Below are 23,960 nucleotides of genomic sequence, written 5' to 3'. Positions count from 1 at the left end.
GGCACGCCATGCTGCGTTGGGTCGCGCTCATCTTGTTGCTGATATTGATTGGCCTGCAGCTGAAGCTGTGGGGCAGTCATGGCGGCATGCGCGAAGTCGACGGCTTGCGTGCCTCCGTCCAGAAGCAACGTGACGAGAACGATCGTCTGCTCCAGCGCAATCAAGCGCTGGGAGCGGATGTGAAAGACCTCAAGAACGGCGAACAGGCTGTCGAGGCGCGCGCACGCAGCGAGCTGGGTCTGATCAAGCCCGGCGAGGTGTTCTACCAGGTGGTTGAAAAGCCGGCAGCGGGCAGCTCTGTGCCGGCGCCCGCTACCTCGACCGGCGGGCCTTGAGCATGGCCGCGCAGCTGTGGTGCGTCGTGCCGGCGGCAGGACGCGGCATGCGGGTCGGTGGTCCGATGCCCAAACAGTACATGCCGCTGGCGGGACGGCCGTTGATCGAGCGCACGCTCGATCAGTTGGCTGCACATCCCCTGATCGCCGGCCTGGTGGTCGTGCTTGCGGTCGACGATGAGCGTTGGAACGGTATCGATCGGAGTTGGGGCAAGCCGTTGCTTGCTGCTACCGGTGGTGCGGAGCGCTGCGATTCGGTGCTTGCCGGTTTGCGCGCGTTGCCGCCGGAAGTTCGTGCCGACGATTTCGTGCTGGTGCACGACGCCGCGCGTCCGTGTGTGCGACATGCGGATATCACCACGCTGATCGAGCGCGGCAGTGAGGTTGACGGCGGCCTGCTGGGTGCGCCGCTGCGCGACACGCTCAAACGTGCCGACGATGCTGGTCGCAGCCAGGTCACCGAGCCGCGCGACCATCGCTGGCGCGCCTTCACGCCGCAGATGTTCCGTCGCGCTCAACTGTCGGCGGCGCTGCAGTCGGCCATCGATGCGGGCATCACGGTCAGCGACGAGGCGATGGCGATGGAGCGTGCGGGGTTCGCGCCGCTGCTGGTGGAAGGCGCCGAAGACAATATCAAAGTGACGACCGCGACGGACTTCGCGCTCGCCGAGTTTCTGCTACACCGGCTCCAGACAAGGAATACGATCGCATGATGCGGATAGGCCAGGGTTTCGACGTACATGTCTTTGGCGAAGGCGACTTCGTCATGTTGGGTGGCGTGCGCGTGCCGCACCGCCAGGGTGTCATTGCGCATTCCGATGGCGACGTCGTCATTCACGCGCTATGCGATGCCATCTTCGGCGCCCTGGCGATGGGCGACATCGGTCGCCACTTTCCGCCGTCGGACGAACGCTGGCGCGATGCGGACAGCAGTGCCTTCCTTAAGCATGCCGTGCAATTGATGCGTGAGCGCGGTTATAGCCTGGGCAATGCCGATATCACGGTGATCTGCGAAGCGCCCAAGGTCGGCCCGCATGCGCAGGCGATGCGCGAGCGGCTGGCCGAGGTGATCGGCTGCAGCATCGACGACATCAGCGTCAAGGCCACCACCACGGAAAAGCTCGGGTTTACTGGGCGCGGCGAGGGGATTGCGGCACAAGCTTGCGTGCTGTTGGTGCAGTCGTGAACGAGGCGGTCCAAAGCTCCAGCGTTCGCCTTCACGAAAAGATGGCGGCGGTGGTCGAGCTGCTGCGTTTGTATCGATCCGCGACCGGCGAGCGTCACGATGACGACGAGGCGCTCGCTGTGGATCAGGCAGTCGTCGACGATATCCTGGGCAAATTGCGCGACCAGCTCGACGATCTGCATCCGGCCGATGTTGCCTACATACTTGAGTCGCTGCCCCTCGACGACCGCCTGACCGTCTGGCACCGGGTCAAATCCGATAGCGACGGCGAAATCCTGCTCGAAGTTTCCGACGCGGTACGCGAGTCGTTGATCGCGGATATGGATCAGGGCGAAATCCTCGCCGCAGTCGAGCCGCTCGATGCCGACGAACTCGCCGACCTGGTCGAGGATTTGCCCGAGGAAGTGCTGCCAGAGCTGATGGCCAGCCTCGACGCGCAGCAGCGCGAGCGTGTGCAATCGGCGCTGTCCTATGCGGACGACCAACTCGGTGCGTTGATGGATTTCGAGATGGTGACCATCCGCGAGGATGTGAGCCTGGAAACCGTGCTGCGTTATCTGCGCCGTTTCGACGAACTGCCCGAACAGACCGACAAGCTGTTCGTGATCAATCATGAGAACGTATTGACCGGTGTGTTGCCGCTGCACTGGCTGCTGGTCAATTCGCCGGACAAGATGGTCAGTGAGGTGATGGCGCCTGACGTCAATACCTTTGCACCCGACGACGATGCCTATCATGTGGCGCAGGCCTTCGAGCGCTACGATCTGGTGACCGCGCCGGTGGTCGATTCGAGCGGGCATCTGATCGGCCGTATCACCGTCGACGCCATGCTCGACGTGATCCGCGAAGAGAGCGAAAGCGAAGCGCTGAGTCGCGGCGGCCTGCGCGAAGAGGAAGACATTTTCGCGTCGGTCTGGGCCTCGGTGCGCAATCGTTGGGCGTGGCTGGCGATCAATCTGGTCACCGCCTTTATCGCATCGCGCGTGATCGGCCTGTTCGAAGGGTCGATCCAGCGGCTGGTCGCCTTGGCGACGCTGATGCCGATCGTGGCCGGTATCGGCGGCAATTCCGGTAATCAGACCATCACCATGATCGTGCGTGCATTGGCACTCGATCAGATCACGACCGATAGCGCCAAGCGTCTATGGCGCAAGGAGTTGCTGGTATCGCTGGTCAACGGCCTGGTCTGGGGCGGCGTGATCGGTGTTGTCGCGTGGCTGCTCTATGGCAACGTGGCGCTCGGCGTGGTGATGACCTCCGCAATGACCTTGAACCTGCTGCTAGCTGCGTTTTGTGGCGTAGGTATCCCGATACTGATGACCCGTTTCGGCCGCGATCCTGCGCTGGGTTCGAGCGTACTGATTACCGCCATGACCGATAGCGGCGGCTTTTTTATTTTCCTGGGTCTGGCAACAGTCTTTCTGACCTAAACTGCCACGCCCCTTTATTCCGAGTACTGCATGTCCGAGCTTCCCACCGCCTATGGCCAACCGCCTCTCTCCGCACGACTGCGCGTCGCTCCGGAGGACTTCGTCGTCGAGGAGATTCTCGGCTATGACGCAGACGGCGAGGGCGAGCACGCATTGCTGTGGGTGGAGAAGCGTGGCGCGAACACCGACTGGGTGGCGCGCGAGCTGGCCCGTTACGCGGGCGTGCCGCCGCTCAATGTCGGTTATGCCGGCCTGAAGGATCGCCACGCTGTGACGCGGCAGACGTTTTCGGTCGGGCTTGCCGGTAAGCCGGAGCCGGACTGGACGGCATTTCCCTCGACCGAAGCCAAGGTGCTCGCGGCCACCAGGCATCGACGCAAGTTGAAGCGCGGCGCGCTGCGCGGGAATCGTTTCGTGCTCGTGTTGCGCGACGTCGAAGGCGATCGCGCCGCGGCCGAGCAGGTGCTTGCGCAGATCGCGCAGCGTGGCGTGCCCAATTATTTCGGCGAGCAGCGCTTCGGCCGTGAAGGCGGCAACGTGGCGCAGGCGCGGGCGATGTTTGCCGGTCGCCGTGTCGATCGCGACAAGCGTGCATTTCTGCTTTCGGCCGCGCGCTCGGAGATCTTCAACCATCTGCTCGCGGCACGGATCGAGCGAGCGGCATGGGACAGCCCGCTCGACGGTGAGATCTGGTCGCTGGCCGGTTCGCGTTCTTGGTTCGGCCCCGAGCCGTTCGACGAAGTGCTGGCCGGGCGCCTGGCCAAGGGCGACATTCATCCGTCGGGTCCGCTGTGGGGCGATGGTGAGACGCCGGCGCAGGGTGATGCCGGTGCGCTTGAGCGTGAGATCGCCGCAGCGAACGAAGACCTAGCCAAGGGACTGGCCGGTGCGCGGATGGAGCAAGAGCGGCGGCCATTGCGCCTGATGCCGCAGGGATTGCGCTGGCGTTGGCTGGAAGGCGATGCGTTGGAGTTGTCGTTTGAATTGCCTGCAGGTGCTTATGCGACGGTGGTGGTGCGTGAACTTGCGCAGAGCAAGCAGGACAGCCCGGCCTGATTAATGGTGCTGTGATGATGGGAGGGGCGATTTCAGAAAGCTTCTGAAAGCCTCAGTTTTCATCGTCGTCCCGGCGAAGGCCGGGACCCATTCCTCTGCCTCCGCTTGTCAGGCAACGTATGGCAAGCACCTGCGCTGAGGAGTAGATCCCGGCCTTCGCCGGGATGACGAGTAGGGGAGGTTTTTTTAGAGACTCCCTGAGTTGCAACCACGGCTCAATCCTTAAGCAAAACTAACACAGCTCCCGTCCCGCCCTGCGCCGGCCGCGCCGACGCAAACGCAATCACATCGTCGCGCCGCCGCAGCATCCGATCCGTCAGCACCTTCAGCACCGGCCCCGCGGCCTTCGAACGCAAGCCCTTGCCATGCACGATGCGCACGCAATGAAAGCCGTTGTGATGGGCCTCGGCAAGAAACTCCACGATCGTCTGCTGCGCCGCCGCCGCGTTCATATGATGCAGGTCGATATCGTCCTCGATGCTGTACTGGCCGCGCTTCAACTGACGCAGCAGTTTGGGCGGATAGCCGTCTCGTAGATAACTGAGCTCCTCGCCCACTTCCATCAGCGCGGGATCGAAGGCCATTTCCAGCAGCTCGGAGGGCACGGCCGCTTCATCCGCCTCGAACATATGCGCCCGCGGCTTGGGCTTGGGTGCGGCCGGCGGCAGCTCGACTGGGTCCAACTGGCGAACCTCGCCGATCGCCTCTCTGAACAGGCGGGCGTCGTCGTCGCTGATGGGGTTGGCGGGGCGTCGTTTCATGCACGAAAGTCCAGGACCTGTGCTGAGCATACTTTGCTCGGCGTCCGATTCCACAAAGTGTGAAACCTCTTGCCCGCTCCGGTAGACTTCAGACCTTGTGGGTGCGTCCGGGGGATGCGCCCTGGGCAGGTTCTAGACGGATCATGATGCGAGTTCTTGTTAGCAATGACGATGGCGTGGATGCCCCGGGTATCCGCGTACTTGCCGATCGCCTGAGCGCGGTGGGCGAAGTCACGGTAGTGGCGCCCGATCGCGATCGGTCGGGGGCGAGCAACTCCCTGACCCTGGATGCGCCGATCCGGGTGCTGGACATGGGCAACCGCTATTACCGCGTTGCCGGCACGCCCACCGACTGCGTGCACTTGGCATTGGCCGGCATGCTCGACTACGAACCGGACATCGTCGTTTCCGGTATCAACAACTCGGCCAATCTTGGCGATGACGTGATCTATTCCGGTACCGTCTCGGCCGCGATGGAAGGGCGCTTTCTCGGCCTGCCCGCGATTGCCGTCTCGCTGGTCAGTCGCGATCACAAGGGCGAGCACTACGAGTCGGCGGCGCAGGCCGTGTTGCAGCTGATGCAACGCCTGCTGGTCGATCCGCTGCCTGCCGACACCATTCTCAACGTCAACGTGCCCGACCGGCCGTGGTCGGAGATCCGGGGTTTCGAGGTCACTCGTCTGGGCAAACGGCATCGCTCGGCGCCGTGCATCAAGGCGACCGACCCGCGCGGCAAGCCGATCTGGTGGATCGGCCCGGCAGGCGATGTCGACGATGCCGGTCCCGGCACCGACTTCAATGCCGTGCAGCGCGGTTTTATTTCGGTGACGCCGATCCATGTCGATCTCACGCGGTTTCAGGCACTGGAAAAAGTCAGCAGTTGGATGACCACGCTGACCGAAGGCATGACGGTCGAATGAACACGCATCCACTACCGCCGGCGATGCTCAAAGGCGAGGGAATGACCTCGCAGCGCGCGCGTGACCGCCTGGTTGCCAAACTCAAGGAAGAGGGCATCAAGGACCCACGCGTCATCGACGTGATCCGCAATGTGCCGCGCCATCATTTCATCGATCAGGCGCTGCACTCGCGCGCTTACGAGAACACGGCGCTCCCGATCGGCCATGGCCAGACCATTTCGCAGCCCTGGGTGGTCGCGCGCATGAGCGAGGCGCTGCTCGAATTCGGCGTACCGCAAAAAGTATTGGAGATCGGCACCGGCTCTGGTTATCAGGCCACTGTGCTTGCCGGCCTGGTGCCGCAGGTGTTCACCGTCGAGCGTATCGAAGAGCTGCTGCGTCAGGCGCGCCGACGTTTTCGTCAGCTCGGTTTGACACAGATCCGCTCGCGTCATGACGACGGCAAGCTTGGCTGGCCGGACGAAGCACCGTTCGATGCGATCATTCTTACCGCCGCCGGAGATACCGTGCCGACGCAGTTGCTCGATCAATTGAGCCCTACTGGCGTGCTGGTGGCGCCCGTCGGCTCGCCCAGCAGTCAGACCCTGATCCGCATGCGCGGCGACGGCAACGGCGACTTCACCCAGGAAGAACTCGCTGCCGTCAGTTTCGTGCCGCTGCTTGGCGGTATCGGCTGATGCGGCTGTTCGGTTCGCTTTATGCGCGCGTACTGGTCTGGGCGCGCCATCCCCGCGCGGTCTGGTATTTATCCGGCCTGAGTTTCGTCGAAGCTTTCATCTTTCCGATCATGCCGGAGGTGATGCTCGCGCCGATGATGCTCGGTAAACGGCACAAGGCGTTCTTCTACGCCAATATCAGCCTGCTGTTTTCCCTGCTCGGTTCGATCGTCGGCTACTCGCTCGGGCATTGGGCGTTTCAGGCCTTGCATCCGCTGCTCGACACCTTGCATCTGCTCGAGCCGATTCAAAAGGGCGTCGATAGCCTGCGCACCGAGATGAACCAGCATTGGCTGGGTCTGCTCGCCGTGCTCGCGCTGGCCGCGTTGCAGCCGGTCGTGCCGATGAAGTTCGTCACCTGGGCGGCGGGTATCGTCGGTGTGCCGTTGATCCCATTCCTGGCGTGCGTTGCGGTCGGCCGTGGCAAGCGCGTGTGGCTGCTGGCGATTCTTGTGCGCCTGTTCGGCGAGCGCGCCGAACGCATGCTGCAGAAAAATATCGAATGGATCGGCTGGGCCGTCGTGGTGATCCTGATCGCCCTGGTGGCGTGGTGGCTTCTGTCACGTTGACGTGCCTTAAGCGATGTCGAAAGGAGATCGGTGTCCCGTATGAAATCCCCATTGCGCCTAGGTATGCTGGCGACCATGAATCCTTCCGTCCGGCTCGCTGCGATTTCCGTTCTGGCCATGAGCGTGGCTGCCTGCGGCAGCATGACCCATTCGGTGCGGGTCGAACCGGCCGCATCGTCCGGTCCGGCACCGCGAACTCCCGCGCCCGCACCCGCGCGTACGCAGGTGCCTGGCGGCAGTTACCAGGTAGTGCATGGCGATACGCTGTATTCGATCGCCTTCCGTAACAAGGTGGATTTCCGCGATCTGGCGCAATGGAACAATATCCAGGCGCCCTACACGATCTGGCCAGGACAGGTACTGCGCCTGTCGCCTGCCGGTGGCAGTAACGCCAAGCCGGCGGCCGTTGCCGCGGCGCCTGTCGTGGTGCCTGTCGTGGTGCCTGCGAACAAGCCCGCACCGGCTGCTGCGCCGCCGCCTGCGGAGCCGATGTTCGAGGACGTTCCTGCCAATACGGCCGATACCGGCAAGCCAGCACCTGCTGCTTCTGCACCTAAACCGGCCTCGACCGGTACTGCCACGCCTGCCGTGCCCACCAGCACGGTCGTGCCGGTGGCCGGTGCGCCGACGCAGTCTCCGGCGACGCAACCGCCTCCGCCGCCTCCGGCTGCAGTGGCGCCATCACCCGGTGGCACGCGTTCGCAGGGTGGGGTGGTCTGGCGCTGGCCCGCCGACGGTCAGCTCGGCAAGCGTTTCCAGAGCGGCGATGCGATTCCCGGCATTGAAGTACTCGGCAAGGCAGGCGATCCCATTCGCGCGGCCGCCGACGGTGTCGTCGTTTACAGCGGCAATGGCCTGGTCGGCTACGGCGAGCTGGTTATCATCAAGCACAGCGACAGCTTCCTTTCGGCCTACGGTCACAACCGCAAGCGTCTGGTCAAGGAAGGTCAGAAGGTCACGGCGGGCCAGCAGATCGCGGAAATGGGCGCCACGGGTGCTTCGCGTGACGAGCTGCAGTTCCAGATTCGCAAGGACGGCAATCCGGTCGATCCGCTGGGGTATTTACCCTCGAAGTGACTTCATGCCGGCAGAATGAAGGCGACGACAACCCGTCGCCCTTCACCGGCGAGCAAGTCGTACGTCCGTGCCGCTGCGCCGTTGTCCATCACTTCGATACCTACGCCTTTGCGCAGGAAACCGGCCATGAACTCGGCGGGGGGGAATACCTGGCGTTCGCCGGTACCCAGGATCACCAGTTCCGGCTTCAGTGCCAGGATGTCGTCGACCTGGAGGGTAGTCAGGGCCTTGGCGTCATTCACCGGCCAGCCTTCCACGGCCTGATCGGGCGCCAACAGGAAACTCTGGGTGATTTCCCGGTCCATGACCGTAATTGACCGTGCGGCAACACGCCGCACGAACAGGAAATCGCCTGGGCGGTCGAGCGCGAGGTCCATTAGCGTGGCAGGGCGAGCTTGGGCTCGTCCTCGTTGCGGCGGAACAGGACCACGACATGGCCGATCTGCTGGACGCTTTCGGCGCGGGTGCCCTGGCTCAGGAAGTCGATCTGCTCCTGGCGCTCGTCCTTGTCGCCGCCGGACAGCTTCACCTTGACCAGCTCGTGATGGGACAGGGCCAGGTCCAGCTCCTTGAGCACCGCGTCGGTCGCGCCCTTGGCGCCGAGCAGGATCACCGGGCTCAGGTCATGGGCCAGGCTGCGCAGGTAGCGGCGCTGTGAAGGGGAAAGGGCCATGCGTTCAGTCTCGGATTCGCGGCAGATGGACCGTAAAGGGTATCATGCAGCCATTCCCCTTACCTGTGGCCGTTGCCGACGATGTCTCGCAGCAAAAGCAGTTCCCGCTGGCTGCGGGAACATTTCGACGACGTCTTCGTGAAGAAGGCTCAGGCCGAAGGCCTGCGTTCGCGCGCGGCTTTCAAGCTTGAGGAGCTCGTCGACCGCGACAAGCTGCTCAAGCCCGGCATGCGCGTGGTCGACCTGGGCGCCGCCCCAGGTGGCTGGTCGCAGCTGGTGCGCCAGCGCATGGGCGACAAGGGCACGATCATCGCCATGGACATCCTGCCGATGCAGGGTATTGGTGGGGTGGACTTCCTGCAGGGCGATTTTCGCGAAGAATCCGTGTTGAGGGAGTTGGAGAGTCGTCTGGACGGCCAGAAGGTCGATCTTGTGCTCTCCGATATGGCCCCCAATATGAGTGGTGTAGCGCTGGCCGATCAGATCCGGGCAATGGACCTGGCCGATCTGGCGCTCGATTTCAGCCGGCACTGGCTCAAGCCAGGCGGGTCTTTCCTGATCAAGCTATTCCAGGGGGCCGGCTTTGACGATTACTTGCGCAACTTGCGCGCGGAGTTCAGCCGCGTGACTATGCGTAAACCAAAGGCCTCCCGCGCCCGTTCGCGTGAGGTATATGCCCTCGCTACCGGTCGCAAGGTCGGCAGCGGGCAACCGGGCGAGAACCGTGCATGAATGAAATGGCTAAAAATTTGCTGCTCTGGTTAGTGATCGCAGTGATCCTGCTCACCGTTTTCCAGAGCTTCAACCCGCATGGCGGCTCGTCGTCGGATCTGCCTTACAGCAGCTTCGTGCAGAGCGTGGACAACGGCAACGTGTCCAGCGCAACCATCAGCGCCGACCAACCCGCCGCCATCAGCGGCAAACTCAAGGACGGCAGTTCGTTCCGCACTGTCGCGCCGGTGCTCGGCTGGTCGACCAGCACGGTCGTCAAGCAGATGCAGGACAAGGGCGTCGAGGTTCGCCAGGAGCCCTCCAATAACGGCTTCTCGCTGCTTGGTCTGCTGCTCAACTGGCTACCGATCATCCTGATCGTCGGTGTGTTCATCTGGTTCATGCGGCAGATGCAGGCCGGTGCCGGCGGACGCGGCGCGATGAGCTTCGGCCGTTCGCGCGCCAAGCTGCAGGGCGAGGACCAGATCAAGGTCAATTTCAGCGACGTTGCCGGTTGCGACGAAGCGAAGGAAGAAGTCGGCGAGCTGGTCGAGTTCCTGCGCGATCCGGGCAAGTTCCAGAAGCTCGGCGGCAAGATTCCGCGCGGCGTGCTGATGGTCGGCCCGCCCGGCACCGGCAAGACGCTGCTCGCCAAGGCGATCGCTGGCGAAGCCAAGGTGCCGTTCTTCTCCATCTCCGGTTCCGACTTCGTCGAAATGTTTGTCGGCGTCGGCGCCAGCCGCGTGCGCGACATGTTCGAGCAGGCCAAGAAGCACGCGCCGTGCATCATCTTCATCGACGAAATCGATGCGGTCGGTCGTCATCGCGGTGCGGGTCTGGGCGGCGGTCATGACGAGCGCGAGCAGACGCTCAACCAGCTGCTGGTCGAAATGGACGGCTTCGAAGGCACCGAGGGCATCATCGTCATCGCGGCCACCAACCGTCCCGACGTGCTCGACCCGGCGCTGCTGCGTCCGGGCCGTTTCGATCGCCAGGTCGTGGTCGGCCTGCCGGACGTGAAGGGCCGCGAGCAGATCCTCAAGGTGCATCTGCGCAAGGTGCCGGTGGCCAGCGACGTCAATCCGATGGTGATTGCGCGCGGTACGCCTGGTTTCTCCGGTGCTGACCTTGCCAACCTCGTCAACGAGGCGGCGCTGTTCGCTGCGCGTGAGAACGCGCGCGACGTGCGCATGATTCATCTGGATAAGGCGCGCGACAAGATCCTGATGGGCACCGAGCGTCGCTCGATGGCGATGAGCGAAGACGAGAAGAAGCTGACGGCGTATCACGAAGCCGGTCATGCCATCGTCGGTCGCCTCGTGCCCGAGCACGATCCGGTCTACAAGGTCACCATCATTCCGCGCGGTCGTGCGCTGGGTGTCACGATGTACCTGCCCGAAGGCGACAAGTACAGCATGAACCGCGTCGCGATCGAATCGCAGCTGTGCTCGCTGTACGGCGGCCGTGTGGCCGAAGAGCTGATCTTCGGTGCCGACAAGGTCACCACGGGTGCTTCCAACGATATCGAGCGTGCGACCAAGATGGCGCGCAACATGGCTACCAAGTGGGGCCTGTCCGACGAACTCGGCCCGGTGACCTACGGCGAAGAAGAAGACGAAGTCTTCCTCGGCCGCTCGGTCACGCAGCACAAGAACGTCTCCAACGAGACCGCGCGCAAGATCGATGAAGTGGTGCGCAACATTCTTGATCGCGCCTACGCGCGTACCAAGCAGTTGCTCACCGAGAACATCGACAAGCTGCATGTGATGTCCGATGCGTTGTTGCAGTTCGAGACAATCGACGCGCATCAGATCGACGACATCATGGCTGGTCGCACACCGGGTCCGCCGGCCGATTGGTCGAAGACCTCGTCGACCTCGTCCACGCCGCCGCCTCCGCCGCCACGTGGCGATGCGGGTGCGAAGGTGGGCGATCCGGCGACGCAGAGTTGAACCAAAGCAGGTTGATATGAAAAAGCGGCCCGCGGGCCGCTTTTTTGTTGGGTGAGCTCATTCGGACGTCCAAATGCAGCCATCACGCGCAATGGACGGTGCTTTCGATGAACGCTCCGATACATCGAAATGAAATTTTTCTGAAAAAAGTATTGACGATCGTGCGCGGAGTCTGAATAATTCCGCTTCTGGCTTCGGCGCCTCCTGTTTCGGCAGATCGGCGACAAAGACAGAAGTTTTCACCGCGCGCCCGTAGCTCAGTTGGATAGAGTACCAGGCTACGAACTTGGTGGTCGGGAGTTCGAATCTCTCCGGGCGCGCCATTATTCAAGGAGCGCAGTGTTCGCACTGCACTCTTACTACAAAGGCAAAACATCGCCATTGTGGTGCCGGACGATAAGTTTGAAGTTCGGTGTGCTTCGATACGGATTGACTAGGCGAAGCGTCACCCGTAGCATTTCTAAGCTTCGGCTTGCGTAAGCGGACGAGGTTTCGAAGCAATCGGGGTATAGCTCAGCCTGGTAGAGCGCCAGCTTTGGGAGCTGGATGTCGTGGGTTCGAATCCCTCTGCCCCGACCAGCGGGTGCTCTGCACGCAAAAAGTGCACTGCGCCTGTAGCTCAACCGGATAGAGCATCGGCCTTCTAAGCCGACGGTTGCAGGTTCGATTCCTGTCAGGCGCGCCAGTTCAAAGTTTTACGGTGGGCGTAGCTCAGCTGGTTAGAGTACTGGATTGTGATTCCAGTTGTCGTGGGTTCGAGTCCCATCGTCCACCCCAATTTGTAGTACAATTAGAGTTTCCTGGGCCGTTAGCTCAGTTGGTAGAGCAGTTGACTCTTAATCAATTGGTCCAAGGTTCGAATCCTTGACGGCCCACCAACTAAAGATAGGCGCTTGGCGAAAGCTGAGCGCCTTTTTCTTTGGGCTTCTTCTACGAGTCGAGGGGCGCGCTGCGCTTCCACGGATCGGGCTGTCCGAATGTCCCTTGGTAATGTCCCTTGGTATAGACATGGATACGTGTTTTGCGGATCAGCGCCTGGTTCACCAAGGGCAATCCGCAAACTTGAGCCCCGTTCGAATCGTCGATAGTCCATCCGTCGAAGCAGGCGCTACGCGGTCGTAGCGCCTGTTTTCGCCACTGTTTTCAGGGCGTGGCGTTGTCCGGTAGCGCGTAGGCGACGATGGCATCGCCTTGTGCTTCCTCCGTGATCTTGGCGCTACCGCCGGCAGCGATCACTACATACTGGCGGCCCTTCCAGCTGTAGCTCATCGGCGTGGCATGTCCGCTCGCCGGCAAGCGTGCTTTCCACAGCTCCTTGCCGTTATCGAGATCGAAGGCGCGCAGATACGGATCGATGGTGCCGGCGATAAACGCCAGGCCGCCTGCCGTCACGATCGGGCCGCCGAGACTGAGTGCGCCGACGGGCATGTTCTTGATCTTCGGCGCGAAGTCCTGGAACGATCCCAAGGGAACGCGCCAACGGATGCGGCTTGTCGCCAGGTCGACGCCCACCAATTCGCCCCACCGTCCGGGTCCGCAAGGTAGATGCGAGGAAGACAGCAAGGCGTGGCGATACATGGCGTAAGGCGTGCCGTGCTGTCCTGCGTATTCGCCAGGATCATCCTGATGGACGTGCGTGTCGTAGTCGGTGCGTTCGATCAGGCGCAGTTCGAACGGCAAGAAGCTGGTATTGACCACCAGCAGGTTGCGTTGAGGATCGAAGGCGTAGCCGCTCCAGTTCATGCCGCCGACATTGCCGGGCACGGCAGCGCCGCCTTGCAGGCTGGGCGGCGTGAACACGCTGGACACGCTGCGGCCATGCATCGCTTTGCGACAGCTTTCTCGATCGGCCTCGGTCGGCCCCCAGAAGTCGGCCACGTTCAACGAGGTCGGACTCAACGCAGGAAGCGTGGTGGGAATCGGCTGCGTCGGCGAGGTCAGTTCACCCGGCACGTCGCTTTGCGGGACGGCACGTTCCTCCACCGGAAAGAACGGTTTGCCGGTTGTGCGATCGAGTACATAGAGGTAGCCGGTCTTGTTTCCCTGCACGACCACCGGCACATCGCGACCGTCGCGCTTGAGCGTGGTCAGCAAGGGCGGCGACGCGGTGTCGTAGTCCCACAGGTCGTGGTGCACCAGTTGGAAACCCCAGGCGAGCTTGCCTGTCGATGCATGCAAGGCGACGACGGCATTTGCCCAGTGATTGTCGCCGGGACGATGGCCACCGTAGTAGTCCGGACTTGCGCTGCCGGTAGGAACGAACACCAGGCCACGTGCCTCGTCGACCGCCATGATCGACCAGGCATTGGCCGCACCGCTTTGCCATGTGGACGCACCGCTACCGGCAGGATGTGTGGCGATCGGATCCCAACTCCAGCGCAACGCGCCGCTGCGCGCGTCGAAGCCACGCACCACGCCGGCCGGCATGTCCGTACGGTTGTTGTCGTTGATGGCCGAGCCCACGATGACCACGCCATCGACGACGGCCGGTGGTGAGGTCATGTGGTATTCGCCGTGGCGAAAGCCCGGGACGTTGGCCAGATTGATCTGCCCGTGCTGACCAAAGTCGGCGCAGGGTTGTCCGGTGGCCGCATCGAGCGCGATCAGGCGCGCATCGAGGGTCGCTTCGTAGATCCGTCGGTGGCAGGCCTGCGTCGTATCGCCGGAAGCGTCGAGCCAGGTGGCGACGCCTCGGTTGATCAGGCCATCGCCGTAATCGGCGTGCAGGTCCAGCTTGGGATCGTAGGCCCAGCGTTGCTTGCCGGTTTCCGGATCCAGGGCGATGACCCGATTGATCGGTGTTGTCAGATAGAGCGTGCCGTCGACCATGATCGGCGTGGTCTCCAGCCCGCTGCGCGGCGTGTCGTTCTTGCCGTCGAGTATGTCGCCGACGTGGAAGGTCCAGGCGGGTTTCAGGTTGGCGACATTGCTGCGATCGATCTGGGTCAATGGCGAGAAGCGCATGCCGCCTGGATCGTTGCCGTAGGCTGGCCAGTCGCCGTCGGCTATCGCGGTATGAGCGAAGGTGGCGCCGAGCAGCAAAGGGATGAGTCGGGAAAGGTGATAGGGGGCCGGCATGGTCATGCTCACGGGAAGACGTGACGACAGCATGCAGTGCTGTGGGGGAGTCGGGGGTGTTGTGCGGGACGAACGCCGGGCTGGCTGGGACGAAGTCGCCGCTTGTGGCAGGACCTGCAAACTTCAGTTTTCATCGTCATCCCGGCGAATAGGAGGGATCCATTCCTCAGGCTTCGCTCGTCAGGTGACGCATGGCAAGCGTCAGCGTTGAGGAATGGGTCCCGGCCTTCGCCGGGACGACGAATAGGAAGGGCTTTTCCAGGCCATCTACACCCGCCGCAACAACCCAGGCGGCGCCTGCTCCAGATAACGCCGCGTCCAGGTAATTCGACTCCCGTCATCCATATGCAGCCGATATTCGCCATCGGGCCAGGGCGCGAGTTCGTGGATCGCCGCAAGGCGCACCAGCGTCGAACGATTGATGCGTACAAAGCAGGCGGGATCCAGGCGTGCCTGCATGCGTTCCAGCGTGCCGCGCATCCGATGTCTGCGGCCATCGGCATGAATATCCAGATAGTTGCGATCGGCCTCGATACGGCTGATCCGCTCGACGGGAATCAGCTCGGCGCGGTTGTCTGCCTCGATCAGCAAATGCGCGACGTAGCCGACGGGCGCGGGCAGGGCGTCCAACAAACCCTCCAGCCGCTGTCCGATATCCTGTCGCGGTGATAGTCGTTGCCGCAGACGCTGCAGGAGCCGATCGAAGCGTTCCGGGCTGACGGGTTTGAGCAGGTAGTCGAATGCATGCACTTCGAAAGCCTGCAGGGCATAGTCGCCATGCGCAGTGACGAAGATCACTTCAGACGGCAACGAATCGCCCAGGGCCTCCAGCACAGCGAACCCATCCATGTCCGGCATACGCACGTCGAGCAATACGACATCGGGTCGTTCGCGCGAAATCAGTGTCACGGCCGCGCCACCGCTATCGGCTTCGCCGATCAGTTCGAAGCCGGCGGCATCCTTTAGGTAACGGCGCAGTTTGTCGCGCGCGGGCGCTTCGTCGTCGACGATGGCAATGCGAAGCGTCACGGCGTTGCGATCTCGCGCAAAGGCAGCCAAACGCGTGCCTGCGTCTGATCGGCCACGGTTTCCAGGGCGAGCCCGGCGTCTTCGCCGTAGAGGTGCCGCAGTCTTGCCTGTGTATTGCCCATGCCGATGCCGTGTCCATGGTGACGGCTGACCGGACTGCCTTCCTGGTTGCTCACGCACAGTTCCACATGCCCATCGTTGGCGCGTGCACGAACGCTCACGCAGTGTTCGACTGCGTTGCCAGCGTGCTCGATGGCGTTTTCCACCAGCGGTTGCAGCACCAGGAATGGTACACGTACCGAATCCAGGCCTTGGGCGATGTCCAGCTTCACTTGCAGACGATCTCCGAAACGGGCTCCTTGGATATCCAGATAGAGCGATAACAGGCGCAGTTCGTCGCCGAGCGTGTGTTCCTGCATATCCGCCTGCAGGGTGGCGCGCAACAGGTCGCCCACGCGCGCCAGCATTTCATCGGCTGCGCGTGGTTGCTCGTACATGGTGGCGGATACGGCATTGAGCGCATTGAACAGGAAATGCGGATTGAGCTGCAGGCGCAAGGCATCCAGCCGGGCATCGGCCAATGCCGATTCCAGCTGCGCGGCATGCAGTTCGCGTGCACGGCTGGCGCGATAGTGCTGCAAGAGCCAAGTGATGCAGGCGGTCAACCCGTACAGGATCACGTCGCTTGGAAATTCCATGGCGTAGCGCCAGGCCATGACGCCGTAGTCGTAATCGGTGATGCCGACCAGCGGGAAAAGCAGTACGCGGCTACCCCAGATCAGGCTGGTATGCAGCAACGAAAACACCAGCAACAGGCCCACATGCCCGGCATAGCGAAAAAGGCGCCCGCCGGCTTGCCGGCGCAGGTGACCGAGCGCCACCGCCAACGGAGGCACCAACAGCCCTGCACACCAGGCGCCTGTCAGCTCAGTGATGGCGCGTGGCAACAGCACGCCGTGGCGGCCGTTGGCGGCCTCGTCCAGGTAGAGGTGGTAGGCATTGAGCAAGCCTATCGCCGTGCACAGGGCGGCCCAGGCCAGTACGCGTCGCCAAGCCAAGCCCTCACGGGGTGTAGGTGGCTTGCGGTCAGGGAGGGGCATGCTCGGCTCGTTCGTCGGTGGGCCCGCGTTGTGTAGCATGAAGCCAGGCTTGGCCGCAGCCTGCCTGGGAGGCTTTGTGAGGGCAGTGGACGTCGGCGACTCCTCGCTTCGCACCTTGTATTGCGCGCCCCCACAACCGTAAAATGGCCCGCTTTCGTGTAAGGGAATCATCGACTTAAGAGCGATGAGGTCCAGGCGCTGGGCGGGGAGGGCAAGATGGCGAGCTTCGCCAAAAAAGCCTCTGAAATCCGGTGGTTATGGATTCGTCCTCGGGTTGTTCTGATGCGAGAGTGGCGGAATTGGTAGACGCACTGGATTTAGGTTCCAGCGGGTAACACCGTAAGGGTTCGAGTCCCTTCTTTCGCACCATCCCTTTTATTTGATTTTTTTGAGGCGGCAAGGGCCGCCGGCGTCTGTGACGGGCGCCCCATCCAGTTACCCAGGAGACGTCATGCAGGTTTCGGTTGAGAACGTCGGCAAGCTCGAGCGCAAGCTCACGGTCAAGTTTCCCGCAGAGCGCTTCGAATCGCAGGTGACCGCGCGTATCGCGGAGATGGGCCGTACGATCCGCCTGAAGGGTTTCCGCCCGGGCAAGGTGCCCACCACGGTCATCCAGCAGCGCTTCGGTGCGCAGGTGCGTGGTGAGGTGCTTTCCGACCTGATCGGCAGCACGCTGCGTGAAGCGGTGGAGCAGGAAAAGCTGCGCCCGATCGCAAATCCGGCGATCGACACCACCGGTACGCCGGAAAACGGCGAAATCGCCTATACGGCGACGTTCGAAATCATGCCGGAATTCCCCGAAATCGACGTCGCCGCGCTTGAAATCACGCGCCCGGCGGCCGAAGTCGGCGATGCCGACATCGAAAAGATGATCGAGACCCTGCGTCAGCAGCGTCGCAGCTTCGAAGTCGTCGAGCGCGCCTCGGCCGAAGGCGACTTCGTGATGTTCGAGTACTCCGCCCAGGCTGGCGACTACCGCTTCCCCGCCGAAGGCCTGGAGCGCGCCGGCAGCGTCCTCGGCTCGGGCACCCTGTTCAAGGCGCTCGACGAAGCCTTGACCGGCCACCAGGCCGACGACAGCTTCAGCACCGATATCGCCTTCCCGGAAGACTTCCGTAACGACCAGCTGGCCGGCAAGACGGCGCAGGTCGAATTCAAGGTCATCAAGGTGCAGGAGCCGAAGCTGCCCGAAGTCGACGCCGACTTTGCCCAGCTGTTCGGCGTGGCCGATGGCGACCTGGACACCTTCCGTAAGGAAGTCCGCGCCAATTTGGAGCGTGAGCTCAAGGCTACCCTCATGGCCCGCCTGAAGGGCGAAGTGGCCGAAAAGCTGGCCGATGCCCACCCGGAACTCGATGTGCCGAATCTGATGGTGCAGTCCGAGGCCCGTGGTCTGGCGGCCGGCAGCGTGCCGCGTGGCCAACAGCCGCCGCCGCAGCTGATCGAGGCTGCCACCCCGGTGGCTCGCAAGCGCGTCATCGCCGGCCTGCTGATGGGCGAGATCTCCCGCAAGCAGAACCTGGTGATCGACCGCAAGCGCGTTGCCGAGCAACTGGCCGCGATTGCCTCGACCTATGAAGAACCCGAAAAGGTCGTTGAACTTTATAACAATGACCCCCAATTGATGTCTGGGCTGCAAAACCGCGTCATGGAAGACCAGGTCGCCGAGTGGGTTGCGGAACACGCCAAAACCACGACGCAGACGCTGAGCTTCGACGAAGTGATGCGCCCGGTCGGTGCCTGATTGAATTAAATCAGGCACTCTAAAGACAGGCACATCAACCGGAGAGCCACAAGCATGGCCATGGACCCGATCCAAGACCTCAACCTGGTGCCGATGGTCGTCGAGCAGACGGCCCGCGGCGAGCGCTCGTACGACATTTATTCGCGCCTCCTGAAGGAGCGCGTGATCTTTCTTGTCGGCGAAGTGAACGACCAGGTCGCCAATCTGCTGGTGGCGCAGATGCTGTTCCTCGAGTCGGAAAACCCCGACAAGGACATTCATCTGTACATCAACAGTCCGGGCGGCGTCGTAACCGCCGGTTTGGCGATCTACGACACCATGCAATTCATCAAGCCCGACGTCAGCACGATGTGCATCGGCCAGGCCTGCAGCGCCGCGTCGCTGCTGCTGATGGCAGGTGCCAAAGGCAAGCGCTACTCGTTGCCCAATTCGCGCGTCATGATCCATCAGCCCTCGGGCGGTGCGCGTGGCCAGGCGACCGACATCGAAATCCAGGCCCAGGAAATCCTGTACCTGCGCCGCCGCCTGAACGATATCTACGTTCAGCATACCGGCCAGCCCCTGGACAAGATCGAGCGCGATATGGAGCGTGACCGCTTCATGAGTGCCGAAGCCGCCCGCGAATACGGCCTGATCGACGCCGTACTCGACCGCCGTGGCGTCGAATCGGTCAAATCCGCCTGATTAACGGCGTTTTCCCGGTCGGAAAAAGGGGTTCTGTGTCTGGATGCAGACACGGAACCCTGTGTTATTCTCGGGCCGCAACCGTTTTAAAAGCAGGATCCAAAGCATGAGCGACGAGCGGCAGGGCCGTTCCAACGACAGCGGCAAGATTCTCTACTGCTCCTTCTGCGGCAAAAGCCAGCATGAAGTGCGCAAGCTGATCGCGGGTCCCTCCGTGTTCATCTGCGACGAGTGCGTAGAGCTGTGCAACGACATCATCCGTGAGGAGCTTGAGGAAAAGGCCGCCTCCGGGCGCAGCCAGCTGCCCAAGCCCAAGGAAATCATGGAGACACTCGACCAGTACGTGGTCGGGCAGATGCGTGCCAAGAAAGCGCTGGCGGTGGCGGTTTACAACCACTACAAGCGGATGGAGTCGCGCCAGAAGGCCGACGACGTCGAGCTTGGCAAATCCAATATTCTGCTGATCGGTCCGACCGGTTCGGGCAAGACGCTGCTGGCCGAAACGCTGGCGCGCCTGCTCAATGTGCCGTTCACGATCGCCGATGCCACCACGCTGACCGAAGCCGGCTATGTCGGCGAGGACGTGGAAAACATCATCCAGAAGCTGCTGCAGAAGTGCGACTACGACGTCGACAAGGCGCAGTCGGGCATCGTCTATATCGATGAAATCGACAAGATCTCGCGCAAGAGCGAAAACCCGTCGATCACCCGTGACGTGTCCGGCGAAGGCGTACAGCAGGCTCTGCTGAAGCTGATCGAAGGCACGTTGGCATCGGTGCCGCCGCAGGGTGGCCGCAAGCATCCGCAACAGGAATTCCTGCAGGTCGACACCAAGAACATTCTGTTCATGTGTGGCGGCGCGTTCGCGGGGCTGGAGAAAGTCATCCAGCAGCGTTCCGAGACCACGGGTATCGGCTTCTCCGCCGAGGTCCGCAGCAAAGAGCGCACCGAGAACCTGGGCAAGGTGCTGGCCGATGTCGAGCCCGCCGACTTGGTCCGTTACGGTCTGATTCCCGAGTTTGTGGGTCGTTTGCCGGTCGTTGCGACGCTGGACGAACTGGATGAGCCCGCTCTGGTGAAAATTCTCACCGAGCCGAGGAACGCCGTGACCAAGCAGTTCCGCCGTCTGTTCGAGATGGAAGGCGTGGAGCTGGAATTCCGTCCGGAAGCGTTGCAGGCCATTGCCCGCAAGGCGCTCAAGCGCAAGACCGGTGCACGCGGCCTGCGTACGATCCTGGAGCAGGTGCTGCTCGACACCATGTACGAGCTGCCGTCGCTCGAGCACGTCAGCAAGGTCGTGGTCGACGACGCCGTCATCGATGGGCAGGCCGAGCCGTACCTGATTTATCGCGGCAATTTGCAGCAGCAGCGGATTGCGGGTGAGTCGGGTGGGGACGCCGCCTGAAAACGGTAAGGAGGAGATGGGCTTACGTCCGTTTCCTCCTGATGTCTCACGCCTCGCAGGCGATACATCGTCTAAACATAACGGCCCCGACAGGGGCCGTTTGCTTATCCACTTGTACTGAACTGTCGGCGCCTCCACTTGACGTATAAGTGACCCCGGCGCAGTGTCGGGGCGAGCCGAACTTGTCTCCTTCGAGGGATTTTTTTACATGGCAAAAAACGCCTCACTACCCGTAGCCACCGGATCTGCACTGGATGCTTTGCCAGTGTTGCCATTGCGCGACGTGGTGGTTTATCCCCATATGGTCATTCCCCTGTTCGTCGGCCGTGACAAGTCGATGCGCGCGCTCGAACGCGCGATGGAAGGGGAGCGGCAAATTCTCCTGGTGGCTCAGAAGAGCCCGGATATCGACGATCCGGAAATCGACGATCTGCACCAGATCGGTACGCTCGCCGGTGTCCTGCAGTTGCTGAAACTGCCCGATGGCACCGTCAAGGTGCTGGTCGAAGGGCAGTCGCGCGTATCGATCGACAACTACAACGAAGACGGCGGCATGCTCACCGCGACGTCGCGCGTCATCGAGTCGGTCTACAGCGCCAAGGAGCGCGAGCTCGATGTGGTGTCGCGTACGCTGATCTCGCTGTTCGAGCAGTTGGTCAAGCAGAGCCGCAAGTTGCCGCCGGAAGTATTGGCGACGCTGTCGGGTATCGACGATCCGTCGCGTCTGGCCGATTCGATCGCCGCACATCTTTCGGTGCGCATGGCGGACAAACAGAAAGTGCTCGAAACGGCCGACGTCGGTCAGCGTCTCGAATTGCTGATCGGCCTGGTCGATGGCGAGATGGATTTGCAGCAGGTGGAAAAGCGCATCCGCGGCCGCGTCAAGTCGCAGATGGAAAAGAGCCAGCGCGAGTACTACCTCAACGAGCAGATGAAGGCGATCCAGAAGGAGCTCGGCGAGAGCGAGGATGGCCCGAACGAAATCGAAGAGCTGCAGAAAAAGATCGAATCGGCCGGCATGCCCAAGGCGGTGCTGACCAAGGCGCGCCAGGAATTTGGCAAGCTCAAGCAGATGTCGCCGATGTCGGCCGAAGCCACGGTCGTGCGCAATTATCTGGACTGGCTGGTCGGTGTGCCATGGAAGAAGCGTTCCAAGGTGCGCAAGGATCTGCAGATGGCGCAGGAAGTGCTCGATGCCGATCACTTCGGCCTGGAGAAGGTCAAGGATCGCATCCTTGAATACCTTGCCGTGCAGCAGCGCGTGAACGTGATGAAAGGCCCGATCCTGTGCCTGGTCGGCCCGCCTGGCGTGGGCAAGACGTCGCTTGGGCAGTCGATTGCCAAGGCGACGAACCGCAAGTTCGTCCGCATGAGCCTGGGCGGTGTGCGCGACGAAGCGGAAATCCGCGGTCATCGCCGTACCTACATCGGTTCGATGCCGGGTCGCATCGTGCAGAACATGAACAAGATCGGCACCAAGAACCCGCTGTTCGTGTTGGACGAAATCGACAAGATGTCGATGGACTTCCGCGGCGATCCGTCGTCAGCGTTGCTCGAAGTGCTCGATCCGGAGCAGAACCATACGTTCAACGATCACTACCTCGAAGTGGATCTCGATCTGTCCGAGGTGATGTGGATTGCCACCGCGAACTCGCTGAACATTCCGGGCCCGCTGCTCGATCGTATGGAAGTGATCCGTATCCCGGGTTACACCGAAGACGAAAAGCTGGCGATCGCGCAACGTTACCTGTTGCCCAAGCAGCTGAAGGCCAATGGCCTCAAGCCCGAGGAGCTCAAGGTTTCCGAAGACGCTGTGCGCGACATCGTGCGCTACTACACGCGTGAGTCGGGCGTGCGTAGCCTGGAGCGCGAAGTGTCCAAGATCTGCCGCAAGGTGGTGAAGGAGCTGACCCTGGGCGAGGTCAAGAAAGCCAAGGCCAAGGCGAAGACGGCCGAAGCCAAGACCACCAAGTCGAAGGCGAAATCGAACTCGATCCAGGTCGATTCGAGCAACCTCGAGCAGTACCTGGGCGTGCGCCGTTTCGATTTCGGTCGCAAGGAATTGCAGAACGAAGTCGGTCTGGTGACCGGTCTGGCCTGGACTCAGGTGGGTGGCGATCTGCTCAGCATCGAGGCGTCCGTAGTCAGCGGCAAGGGCAGGCTGGTGCATACCGGTCAGCTCGGTGACGTGATGAAGGAGTCGATCCAGGCCGCATTGTCGGTGGTGCGTGCGCGCACCGAGCAGTTGGGTATCGATCCGACCTTCCACGAAAAGCTCGACGTGCACATCCATGTGCCCGAAGGCGCGACACCGAAGGATGGCCCGAGCGCGGGTATCGCCATGTGCACTGCGCTGGTGTCCGTGCTCACCAAGGTGCCGGTACGTTCGGAAGTGGCGATGACCGGCGAGATCACGCTGCGTGGTCGCGTGCTGCCGATCGGCGGCCTGAAGGAAAAGCTGCTGGCAGCGCACCGCGGCGGCATTACCACCGTGATCATTCCGGACGAGAACAAGAAGGATCTGGCCGATATCCCGGACAACATCACCAGCTCGCTGGATATTCATCCGGTACGCTGGATCGATGAAGTACTCGACATTGCGCTGGAGCGTCCATTGCAGCCGCTCGCCAAAGAAGGCGAACCGGCTGCGGGCAAGGTCGACAATACGGTGGAAGATTCAAACGAAGCTCACGTGCGACCGCATTGATATCGCGCAAGTTTTGTTCGATGCATCACAAAAGAGGCGTGCTTGGCACGCCTCTTTTTTTTGGCGAATGAATCGACGCGCAACGCATACTTTGACGTTGTTGCATGTCGTCATCGACATGCGCTATAGGCCGGAAAACGTTGGTACAACTTGTATTGCGGACCCTAAGGGGCACTGGTATAAAGGGCGGCACCGCCATCCAGACGCTGCGAAGAGCGAAAGCGATGCGGGGTCGCGGGGTAGCGTTTGATCCGTCCACCTTATGGTTGGCGGCGCTGCTTCGTCCCAGACTGATTACGCGGGCTGCATAACCGTATTGAAGGGAGTGTCTCAATGAATAAAACCGATCTGATCAATGCCGTCGCCGAGAAGGCCGAGCTCACCAAGGCCGACGCCGGCCGCGCGCTCGAGGCGTTCTTCGAGACCGTGCAGAAGGCTCTGAAGAAGGGCGACGACGTATCGGTCGTTGGCTTCGGTACCTTTACCGTGCGCAAGCGCGCCGCTCGCACCGGTCGTAACCCGCGCACCAACGAAGTGATCAAGATCAAGGCTTCGAAGGTCCCGGCCTTCAAGGCTGGCAAGACGCTGAAGGATGCCTTAAACTAAGCGGCTACCCGCTTGGTTTTGGGTGCTTAGCTCAGCGGTAGAGCGTCGCCCTTACAAGGCGAGGGTCGTAGGTTCGATCCCTACAGCACCCACCAGATTGTGTGGAGCGGTAGTTCAGTCGGTTAGAATGCTGGCCTGTCACGCCGGAGGTCGCGGGTTCGAGTCCCGTCCGCTCCGCCACAGAACGCAAGGGCGCCCATGTGGCGCCTTTGTTATTTACG

The 23,960-nt window shown here is 62.0% G+C and carries 22 protein-coding genes and 8 tRNA genes; 24 read left to right on the top strand and 6 right to left on the bottom strand.

Annotated elements, in window-relative coordinates; all coding sequences use genetic code 11:
• Nucleotides 1-8 precede the first annotated feature (8 nt).
• From ftsB to truD, 5 genes are read left to right on the top strand one after another with little or no spacing between them, the layout of a single operon-like run.
• On the top strand, nucleotides 9-335 hold the full coding sequence (gene ftsB / locus QMG46_RS19110) for a cell division protein FtsB (protein WP_281849446.1): 327 nt from the start codon (nucleotides 9-11) through the stop codon (nucleotides 333-335).
• 2 nt (nucleotides 336-337) lie between these two features.
• Nucleotides 338-1,048, top strand: a complete 711-nt coding sequence (gene ispD / locus QMG46_RS19105) for a 2-C-methyl-D-erythritol 4-phosphate cytidylyltransferase (RefSeq protein WP_281849445.1) — start codon at nucleotides 338-340, stop codon at nucleotides 1,046-1,048.
• Entirely contained in the window at nucleotides 1,048-1,521 is a 474-nt protein-coding gene (ispF, locus tag QMG46_RS19100) for a 2-C-methyl-D-erythritol 2,4-cyclodiphosphate synthase (protein WP_281852929.1), read from the top strand. Before ispD ends, ispF begins: the two co-directional genes overlap by 1 nt.
• The gene (gene mgtE, locus QMG46_RS19095; protein WP_281849444.1) at nucleotides 1,518-2,951 is read left to right on the top strand and encodes a magnesium transporter; all 1,434 of its coding nucleotides are present in this window, start codon (nucleotides 1,518-1,520) and stop codon (nucleotides 2,949-2,951) included. Before ispF ends, mgtE begins: the two co-directional genes overlap by 4 nt.
• A 30-nt stretch (nucleotides 2,952-2,981) precedes the next feature.
• Complete coding sequence (gene truD / locus QMG46_RS19090) at nucleotides 2,982-4,007, top strand: tRNA pseudouridine(13) synthase TruD (protein ID WP_281849443.1); 1,026 nt, start codon at nucleotides 2,982-2,984, stop codon at nucleotides 4,005-4,007.
• A gap of 215 nt (nucleotides 4,008-4,222) precedes the next feature.
• Here the strand turns inward: truD and QMG46_RS19085 are convergent, their stop codons facing one another.
• Nucleotides 4,223-4,768 carry a Smr/MutS family protein gene (locus QMG46_RS19085; protein ID WP_281849442.1) on the bottom strand — a complete coding sequence of 182 codons (546 nt, stop codon included), beginning with the start codon at nucleotides 4,766-4,768 and terminating at the stop codon, nucleotides 4,223-4,225.
• Between the two features lie 146 nt (nucleotides 4,769-4,914).
• Here QMG46_RS19085 and surE point away from each other — a divergent pair, with 146 nt between their 5' ends.
• From surE to QMG46_RS19065, 4 genes are all read left to right on the top strand, one after another.
• Nucleotides 4,915-5,688, top strand: a complete 774-nt coding sequence (surE, locus tag QMG46_RS19080) for a 5'/3'-nucleotidase SurE (RefSeq protein WP_281849441.1) — start codon at nucleotides 4,915-4,917, stop codon at nucleotides 5,686-5,688.
• Nucleotides 5,685-6,365 (top strand): protein-L-isoaspartate(D-aspartate) O-methyltransferase, encoded by a 681-nt coding sequence (locus tag QMG46_RS19075; protein WP_281849440.1) that lies wholly within the window; start codon nucleotides 5,685-5,687, stop codon nucleotides 6,363-6,365. Before surE ends, QMG46_RS19075 begins: the two co-directional genes overlap by 4 nt.
• Nucleotides 6,365-6,973, top strand: coding sequence for a YqaA family protein (locus QMG46_RS19070; RefSeq protein ID WP_281849439.1), 609 nt, complete (start codon nucleotides 6,365-6,367; stop codon nucleotides 6,971-6,973). Before QMG46_RS19075 ends, QMG46_RS19070 begins: the two co-directional genes overlap by 1 nt.
• 63 nt (nucleotides 6,974-7,036) lie before the next feature.
• The gene (locus QMG46_RS19065) at nucleotides 7,037-8,050 is read left to right on the top strand and encodes a peptidoglycan DD-metalloendopeptidase family protein (RefSeq protein WP_281852928.1); all 1,014 of its coding nucleotides are present in this window, start codon (nucleotides 7,037-7,039) and stop codon (nucleotides 8,048-8,050) included.
• Nucleotides 8,051-8,052: 2 nt separating this feature from the next.
• Here the strand turns inward: QMG46_RS19065 and QMG46_RS19060 are convergent, their stop codons facing one another.
• Nucleotides 8,053-8,427 carry an Mth938-like domain-containing protein gene (locus QMG46_RS19060; protein WP_281849438.1) on the bottom strand — a complete coding sequence of 125 codons (375 nt, stop codon included), beginning with the start codon at nucleotides 8,425-8,427 and terminating at the stop codon, nucleotides 8,053-8,055.
• Entirely contained in the window at nucleotides 8,427-8,723 is a 297-nt protein-coding gene (gene yhbY, locus QMG46_RS19055) for a ribosome assembly RNA-binding protein YhbY (RefSeq protein ID WP_281849437.1), read from the bottom strand. The genes QMG46_RS19060 and yhbY overlap by 1 nt, the downstream gene beginning before the upstream one ends.
• An 81-nt stretch (nucleotides 8,724-8,804) precedes the next feature.
• Between yhbY and rlmE the strand changes: the two genes are divergently transcribed.
• The 7 genes from rlmE to QMG46_RS19020 all read left to right on the top strand — a co-directional run bounded on the left by rlmE (nucleotide 8,805) and on the right by QMG46_RS19020 (nucleotide 12,264).
• Complete coding sequence (gene rlmE / locus QMG46_RS19050) at nucleotides 8,805-9,455, top strand: 23S rRNA (uridine(2552)-2'-O)-methyltransferase RlmE (RefSeq protein WP_281849436.1); 651 nt, start codon at nucleotides 8,805-8,807, stop codon at nucleotides 9,453-9,455.
• On the top strand, nucleotides 9,452-11,386 hold the full coding sequence (gene ftsH, locus QMG46_RS19045) for an ATP-dependent zinc metalloprotease FtsH (protein ID WP_281849435.1): 1,935 nt from the start codon (nucleotides 9,452-9,454) through the stop codon (nucleotides 11,384-11,386). Before rlmE ends, ftsH begins: the two co-directional genes overlap by 4 nt.
• 246 nt (nucleotides 11,387-11,632) lie before the next feature.
• Nucleotides 11,633-11,709, top strand: a tRNA-Arg gene (locus QMG46_RS19040).
• 179 nt (nucleotides 11,710-11,888) lie between these two features.
• Nucleotides 11,889-11,965: transfer RNA gene (locus tag QMG46_RS19035), tRNA-Pro, on the top strand.
• 29 nt (nucleotides 11,966-11,994) lie between these two features.
• Nucleotides 11,995-12,071, top strand: a tRNA-Arg gene (locus QMG46_RS19030).
• A gap of 15 nt (nucleotides 12,072-12,086) precedes the next feature.
• Nucleotides 12,087-12,163: transfer RNA gene (locus QMG46_RS19025), tRNA-His, on the top strand.
• A 25-nt stretch (nucleotides 12,164-12,188) separates the two neighbouring features.
• Nucleotides 12,189-12,264 (top strand) — tRNA-Lys (locus QMG46_RS19020).
• Nucleotides 12,265-12,529: 265 nt separating this feature from the next.
• On the opposite strand, the gene QMG46_RS19015 is transcribed toward QMG46_RS19020, so the two are convergent.
• The 3 genes from QMG46_RS19015 to QMG46_RS19005 all read right to left on the bottom strand — a co-directional run bounded on the left by QMG46_RS19015 (nucleotide 12,530) and on the right by QMG46_RS19005 (nucleotide 16,593).
• Nucleotides 12,530-14,464 (bottom strand): pyrroloquinoline quinone-dependent dehydrogenase, encoded by a 1,935-nt coding sequence (locus tag QMG46_RS19015; protein WP_281849434.1) that lies wholly within the window; start codon nucleotides 14,462-14,464, stop codon nucleotides 12,530-12,532.
• Between the two features lie 267 nt (nucleotides 14,465-14,731).
• The gene (locus tag QMG46_RS19010) at nucleotides 14,732-15,493 is read right to left on the bottom strand and encodes a LytR/AlgR family response regulator transcription factor (protein WP_281849433.1); all 762 of its coding nucleotides are present in this window, start codon (nucleotides 15,491-15,493) and stop codon (nucleotides 14,732-14,734) included.
• Nucleotides 15,490-16,593 carry a sensor histidine kinase gene (locus QMG46_RS19005; RefSeq protein WP_281849432.1) on the bottom strand — a complete coding sequence of 368 codons (1,104 nt, stop codon included), beginning with the start codon at nucleotides 16,591-16,593 and terminating at the stop codon, nucleotides 15,490-15,492. Before QMG46_RS19005 ends, QMG46_RS19010 begins: the two co-directional genes overlap by 4 nt.
• A 284-nt stretch (nucleotides 16,594-16,877) precedes the next feature.
• On the opposite strand from QMG46_RS19005, the gene QMG46_RS19000 reads away from it, so the two are divergent.
• From QMG46_RS19000 to QMG46_RS18965, 8 genes are all read left to right on the top strand, one after another.
• A tRNA-Leu gene (locus QMG46_RS19000) sits at nucleotides 16,878-16,962 on the top strand.
• 82 nt (nucleotides 16,963-17,044) lie between these two features.
• On the top strand, nucleotides 17,045-18,337 hold the full coding sequence (gene tig, locus QMG46_RS18995; protein ID WP_281849431.1) for a trigger factor: 1,293 nt from the start codon (nucleotides 17,045-17,047) through the stop codon (nucleotides 18,335-18,337).
• A 54-nt stretch (nucleotides 18,338-18,391) separates the two neighbouring features.
• Complete coding sequence (gene clpP / locus QMG46_RS18990) at nucleotides 18,392-19,021, top strand: ATP-dependent Clp endopeptidase proteolytic subunit ClpP (protein WP_281849429.1); 630 nt, start codon at nucleotides 18,392-18,394, stop codon at nucleotides 19,019-19,021.
• Between the two features lie 106 nt (nucleotides 19,022-19,127).
• The gene (gene clpX / locus QMG46_RS18985; RefSeq protein WP_281849428.1) at nucleotides 19,128-20,426 is read left to right on the top strand and encodes an ATP-dependent Clp protease ATP-binding subunit ClpX; all 1,299 of its coding nucleotides are present in this window, start codon (nucleotides 19,128-19,130) and stop codon (nucleotides 20,424-20,426) included.
• A gap of 208 nt (nucleotides 20,427-20,634) precedes the next feature.
• Nucleotides 20,635-23,133: an endopeptidase La gene (lon, locus tag QMG46_RS18980; RefSeq protein ID WP_281849427.1), complete on the top strand. Its 2,499-nt coding sequence runs from the start codon at nucleotides 20,635-20,637 to the stop codon at nucleotides 23,131-23,133.
• 333 nt (nucleotides 23,134-23,466) lie between these two features.
• On the top strand, nucleotides 23,467-23,739 hold the full coding sequence (locus QMG46_RS18975; protein ID WP_281849425.1) for a non-specific DNA-binding protein Hbs: 273 nt from the start codon (nucleotides 23,467-23,469) through the stop codon (nucleotides 23,737-23,739).
• 20 nt (nucleotides 23,740-23,759) lie between these two features.
• Nucleotides 23,760-23,834, top strand: a tRNA-Val gene (locus tag QMG46_RS18970).
• 8 nt (nucleotides 23,835-23,842) lie between these two features.
• Nucleotides 23,843-23,919, top strand: a tRNA-Asp gene (locus tag QMG46_RS18965).
• Nucleotides 23,920-23,960: the final 41 nt, after the last annotated feature.

The sequence above is a fragment of the Dyella sp. GSA-30 genome, assembly GCF_027924605.1.
Lineage (GTDB): Bacteria > Pseudomonadota > Gammaproteobacteria > Xanthomonadales > Rhodanobacteraceae > GSA-30.
The sequence above is the reverse complement of the archived record's forward strand: the minus strand, read 5'-3'. Positions and strand labels throughout refer to the sequence as shown.

Coding starts and splice junctions, on each gene's coding strand:
- ftsB (WP_281849446.1), top strand. CDS start 9: ATGCTGCGTTGGGTCGCGCTCATCTTGTTGCTGATATTGATTGGCCTG.
- ispD (WP_281849445.1), top strand. CDS start 338: ATGGCCGCGCAGCTGTGGTGCGTCGTGCCGGCGGCAGGACGCGGCATG.
- ispF (WP_281852929.1), top strand. CDS start 1,048: ATGCGGATAGGCCAGGGTTTCGACGTACATGTCTTTGGCGAAGGCGAC.
- truD (WP_281849443.1), top strand. CDS start 2,982: ATGTCCGAGCTTCCCACCGCCTATGGCCAACCGCCTCTCTCCGCACGA.
- QMG46_RS19085 (WP_281849442.1), bottom strand. CDS start 4,768: ATGAAACGACGCCCCGCCAACCCCATCAGCGACGACGACGCCCGCCTG.
- surE (WP_281849441.1), top strand. CDS start 4,915: ATGCGAGTTCTTGTTAGCAATGACGATGGCGTGGATGCCCCGGGTATC.
- QMG46_RS19075 (WP_281849440.1), top strand. CDS start 5,685: ATGAACACGCATCCACTACCGCCGGCGATGCTCAAAGGCGAGGGAATG.
- QMG46_RS19070 (WP_281849439.1), top strand. CDS start 6,365: ATGCGGCTGTTCGGTTCGCTTTATGCGCGCGTACTGGTCTGGGCGCGC.
- QMG46_RS19065 (WP_281852928.1), top strand. CDS start 7,037: ATGCTGGCGACCATGAATCCTTCCGTCCGGCTCGCTGCGATTTCCGTT.
- QMG46_RS19060 (WP_281849438.1), bottom strand. CDS start 8,427: ATGGACCTCGCGCTCGACCGCCCAGGCGATTTCCTGTTCGTGCGGCGT.
- yhbY (WP_281849437.1), bottom strand. CDS start 8,723: ATGGCCCTTTCCCCTTCACAGCGCCGCTACCTGCGCAGCCTGGCCCAT.
- rlmE (WP_281849436.1), top strand. CDS start 8,805: ATGTCTCGCAGCAAAAGCAGTTCCCGCTGGCTGCGGGAACATTTCGAC.
- ftsH (WP_281849435.1), top strand. CDS start 9,452: ATGAATGAAATGGCTAAAAATTTGCTGCTCTGGTTAGTGATCGCAGTG.
- QMG46_RS19015 (WP_281849434.1), bottom strand. CDS start 14,464: ATGCCGGCCCCCTATCACCTTTCCCGACTCATCCCTTTGCTGCTCGGC.
- QMG46_RS19005 (WP_281849432.1), bottom strand. CDS start 16,593: ATGCCCCTCCCTGACCGCAAGCCACCTACACCCCGTGAGGGCTTGGCT.
- tig (WP_281849431.1), top strand. CDS start 17,045: ATGCAGGTTTCGGTTGAGAACGTCGGCAAGCTCGAGCGCAAGCTCACG.
- clpP (WP_281849429.1), top strand. CDS start 18,392: ATGGCCATGGACCCGATCCAAGACCTCAACCTGGTGCCGATGGTCGTC.
- clpX (WP_281849428.1), top strand. CDS start 19,128: ATGAGCGACGAGCGGCAGGGCCGTTCCAACGACAGCGGCAAGATTCTC.
- lon (WP_281849427.1), top strand. CDS start 20,635: ATGGCAAAAAACGCCTCACTACCCGTAGCCACCGGATCTGCACTGGAT.
- QMG46_RS18975 (WP_281849425.1), top strand. CDS start 23,467: ATGAATAAAACCGATCTGATCAATGCCGTCGCCGAGAAGGCCGAGCTC.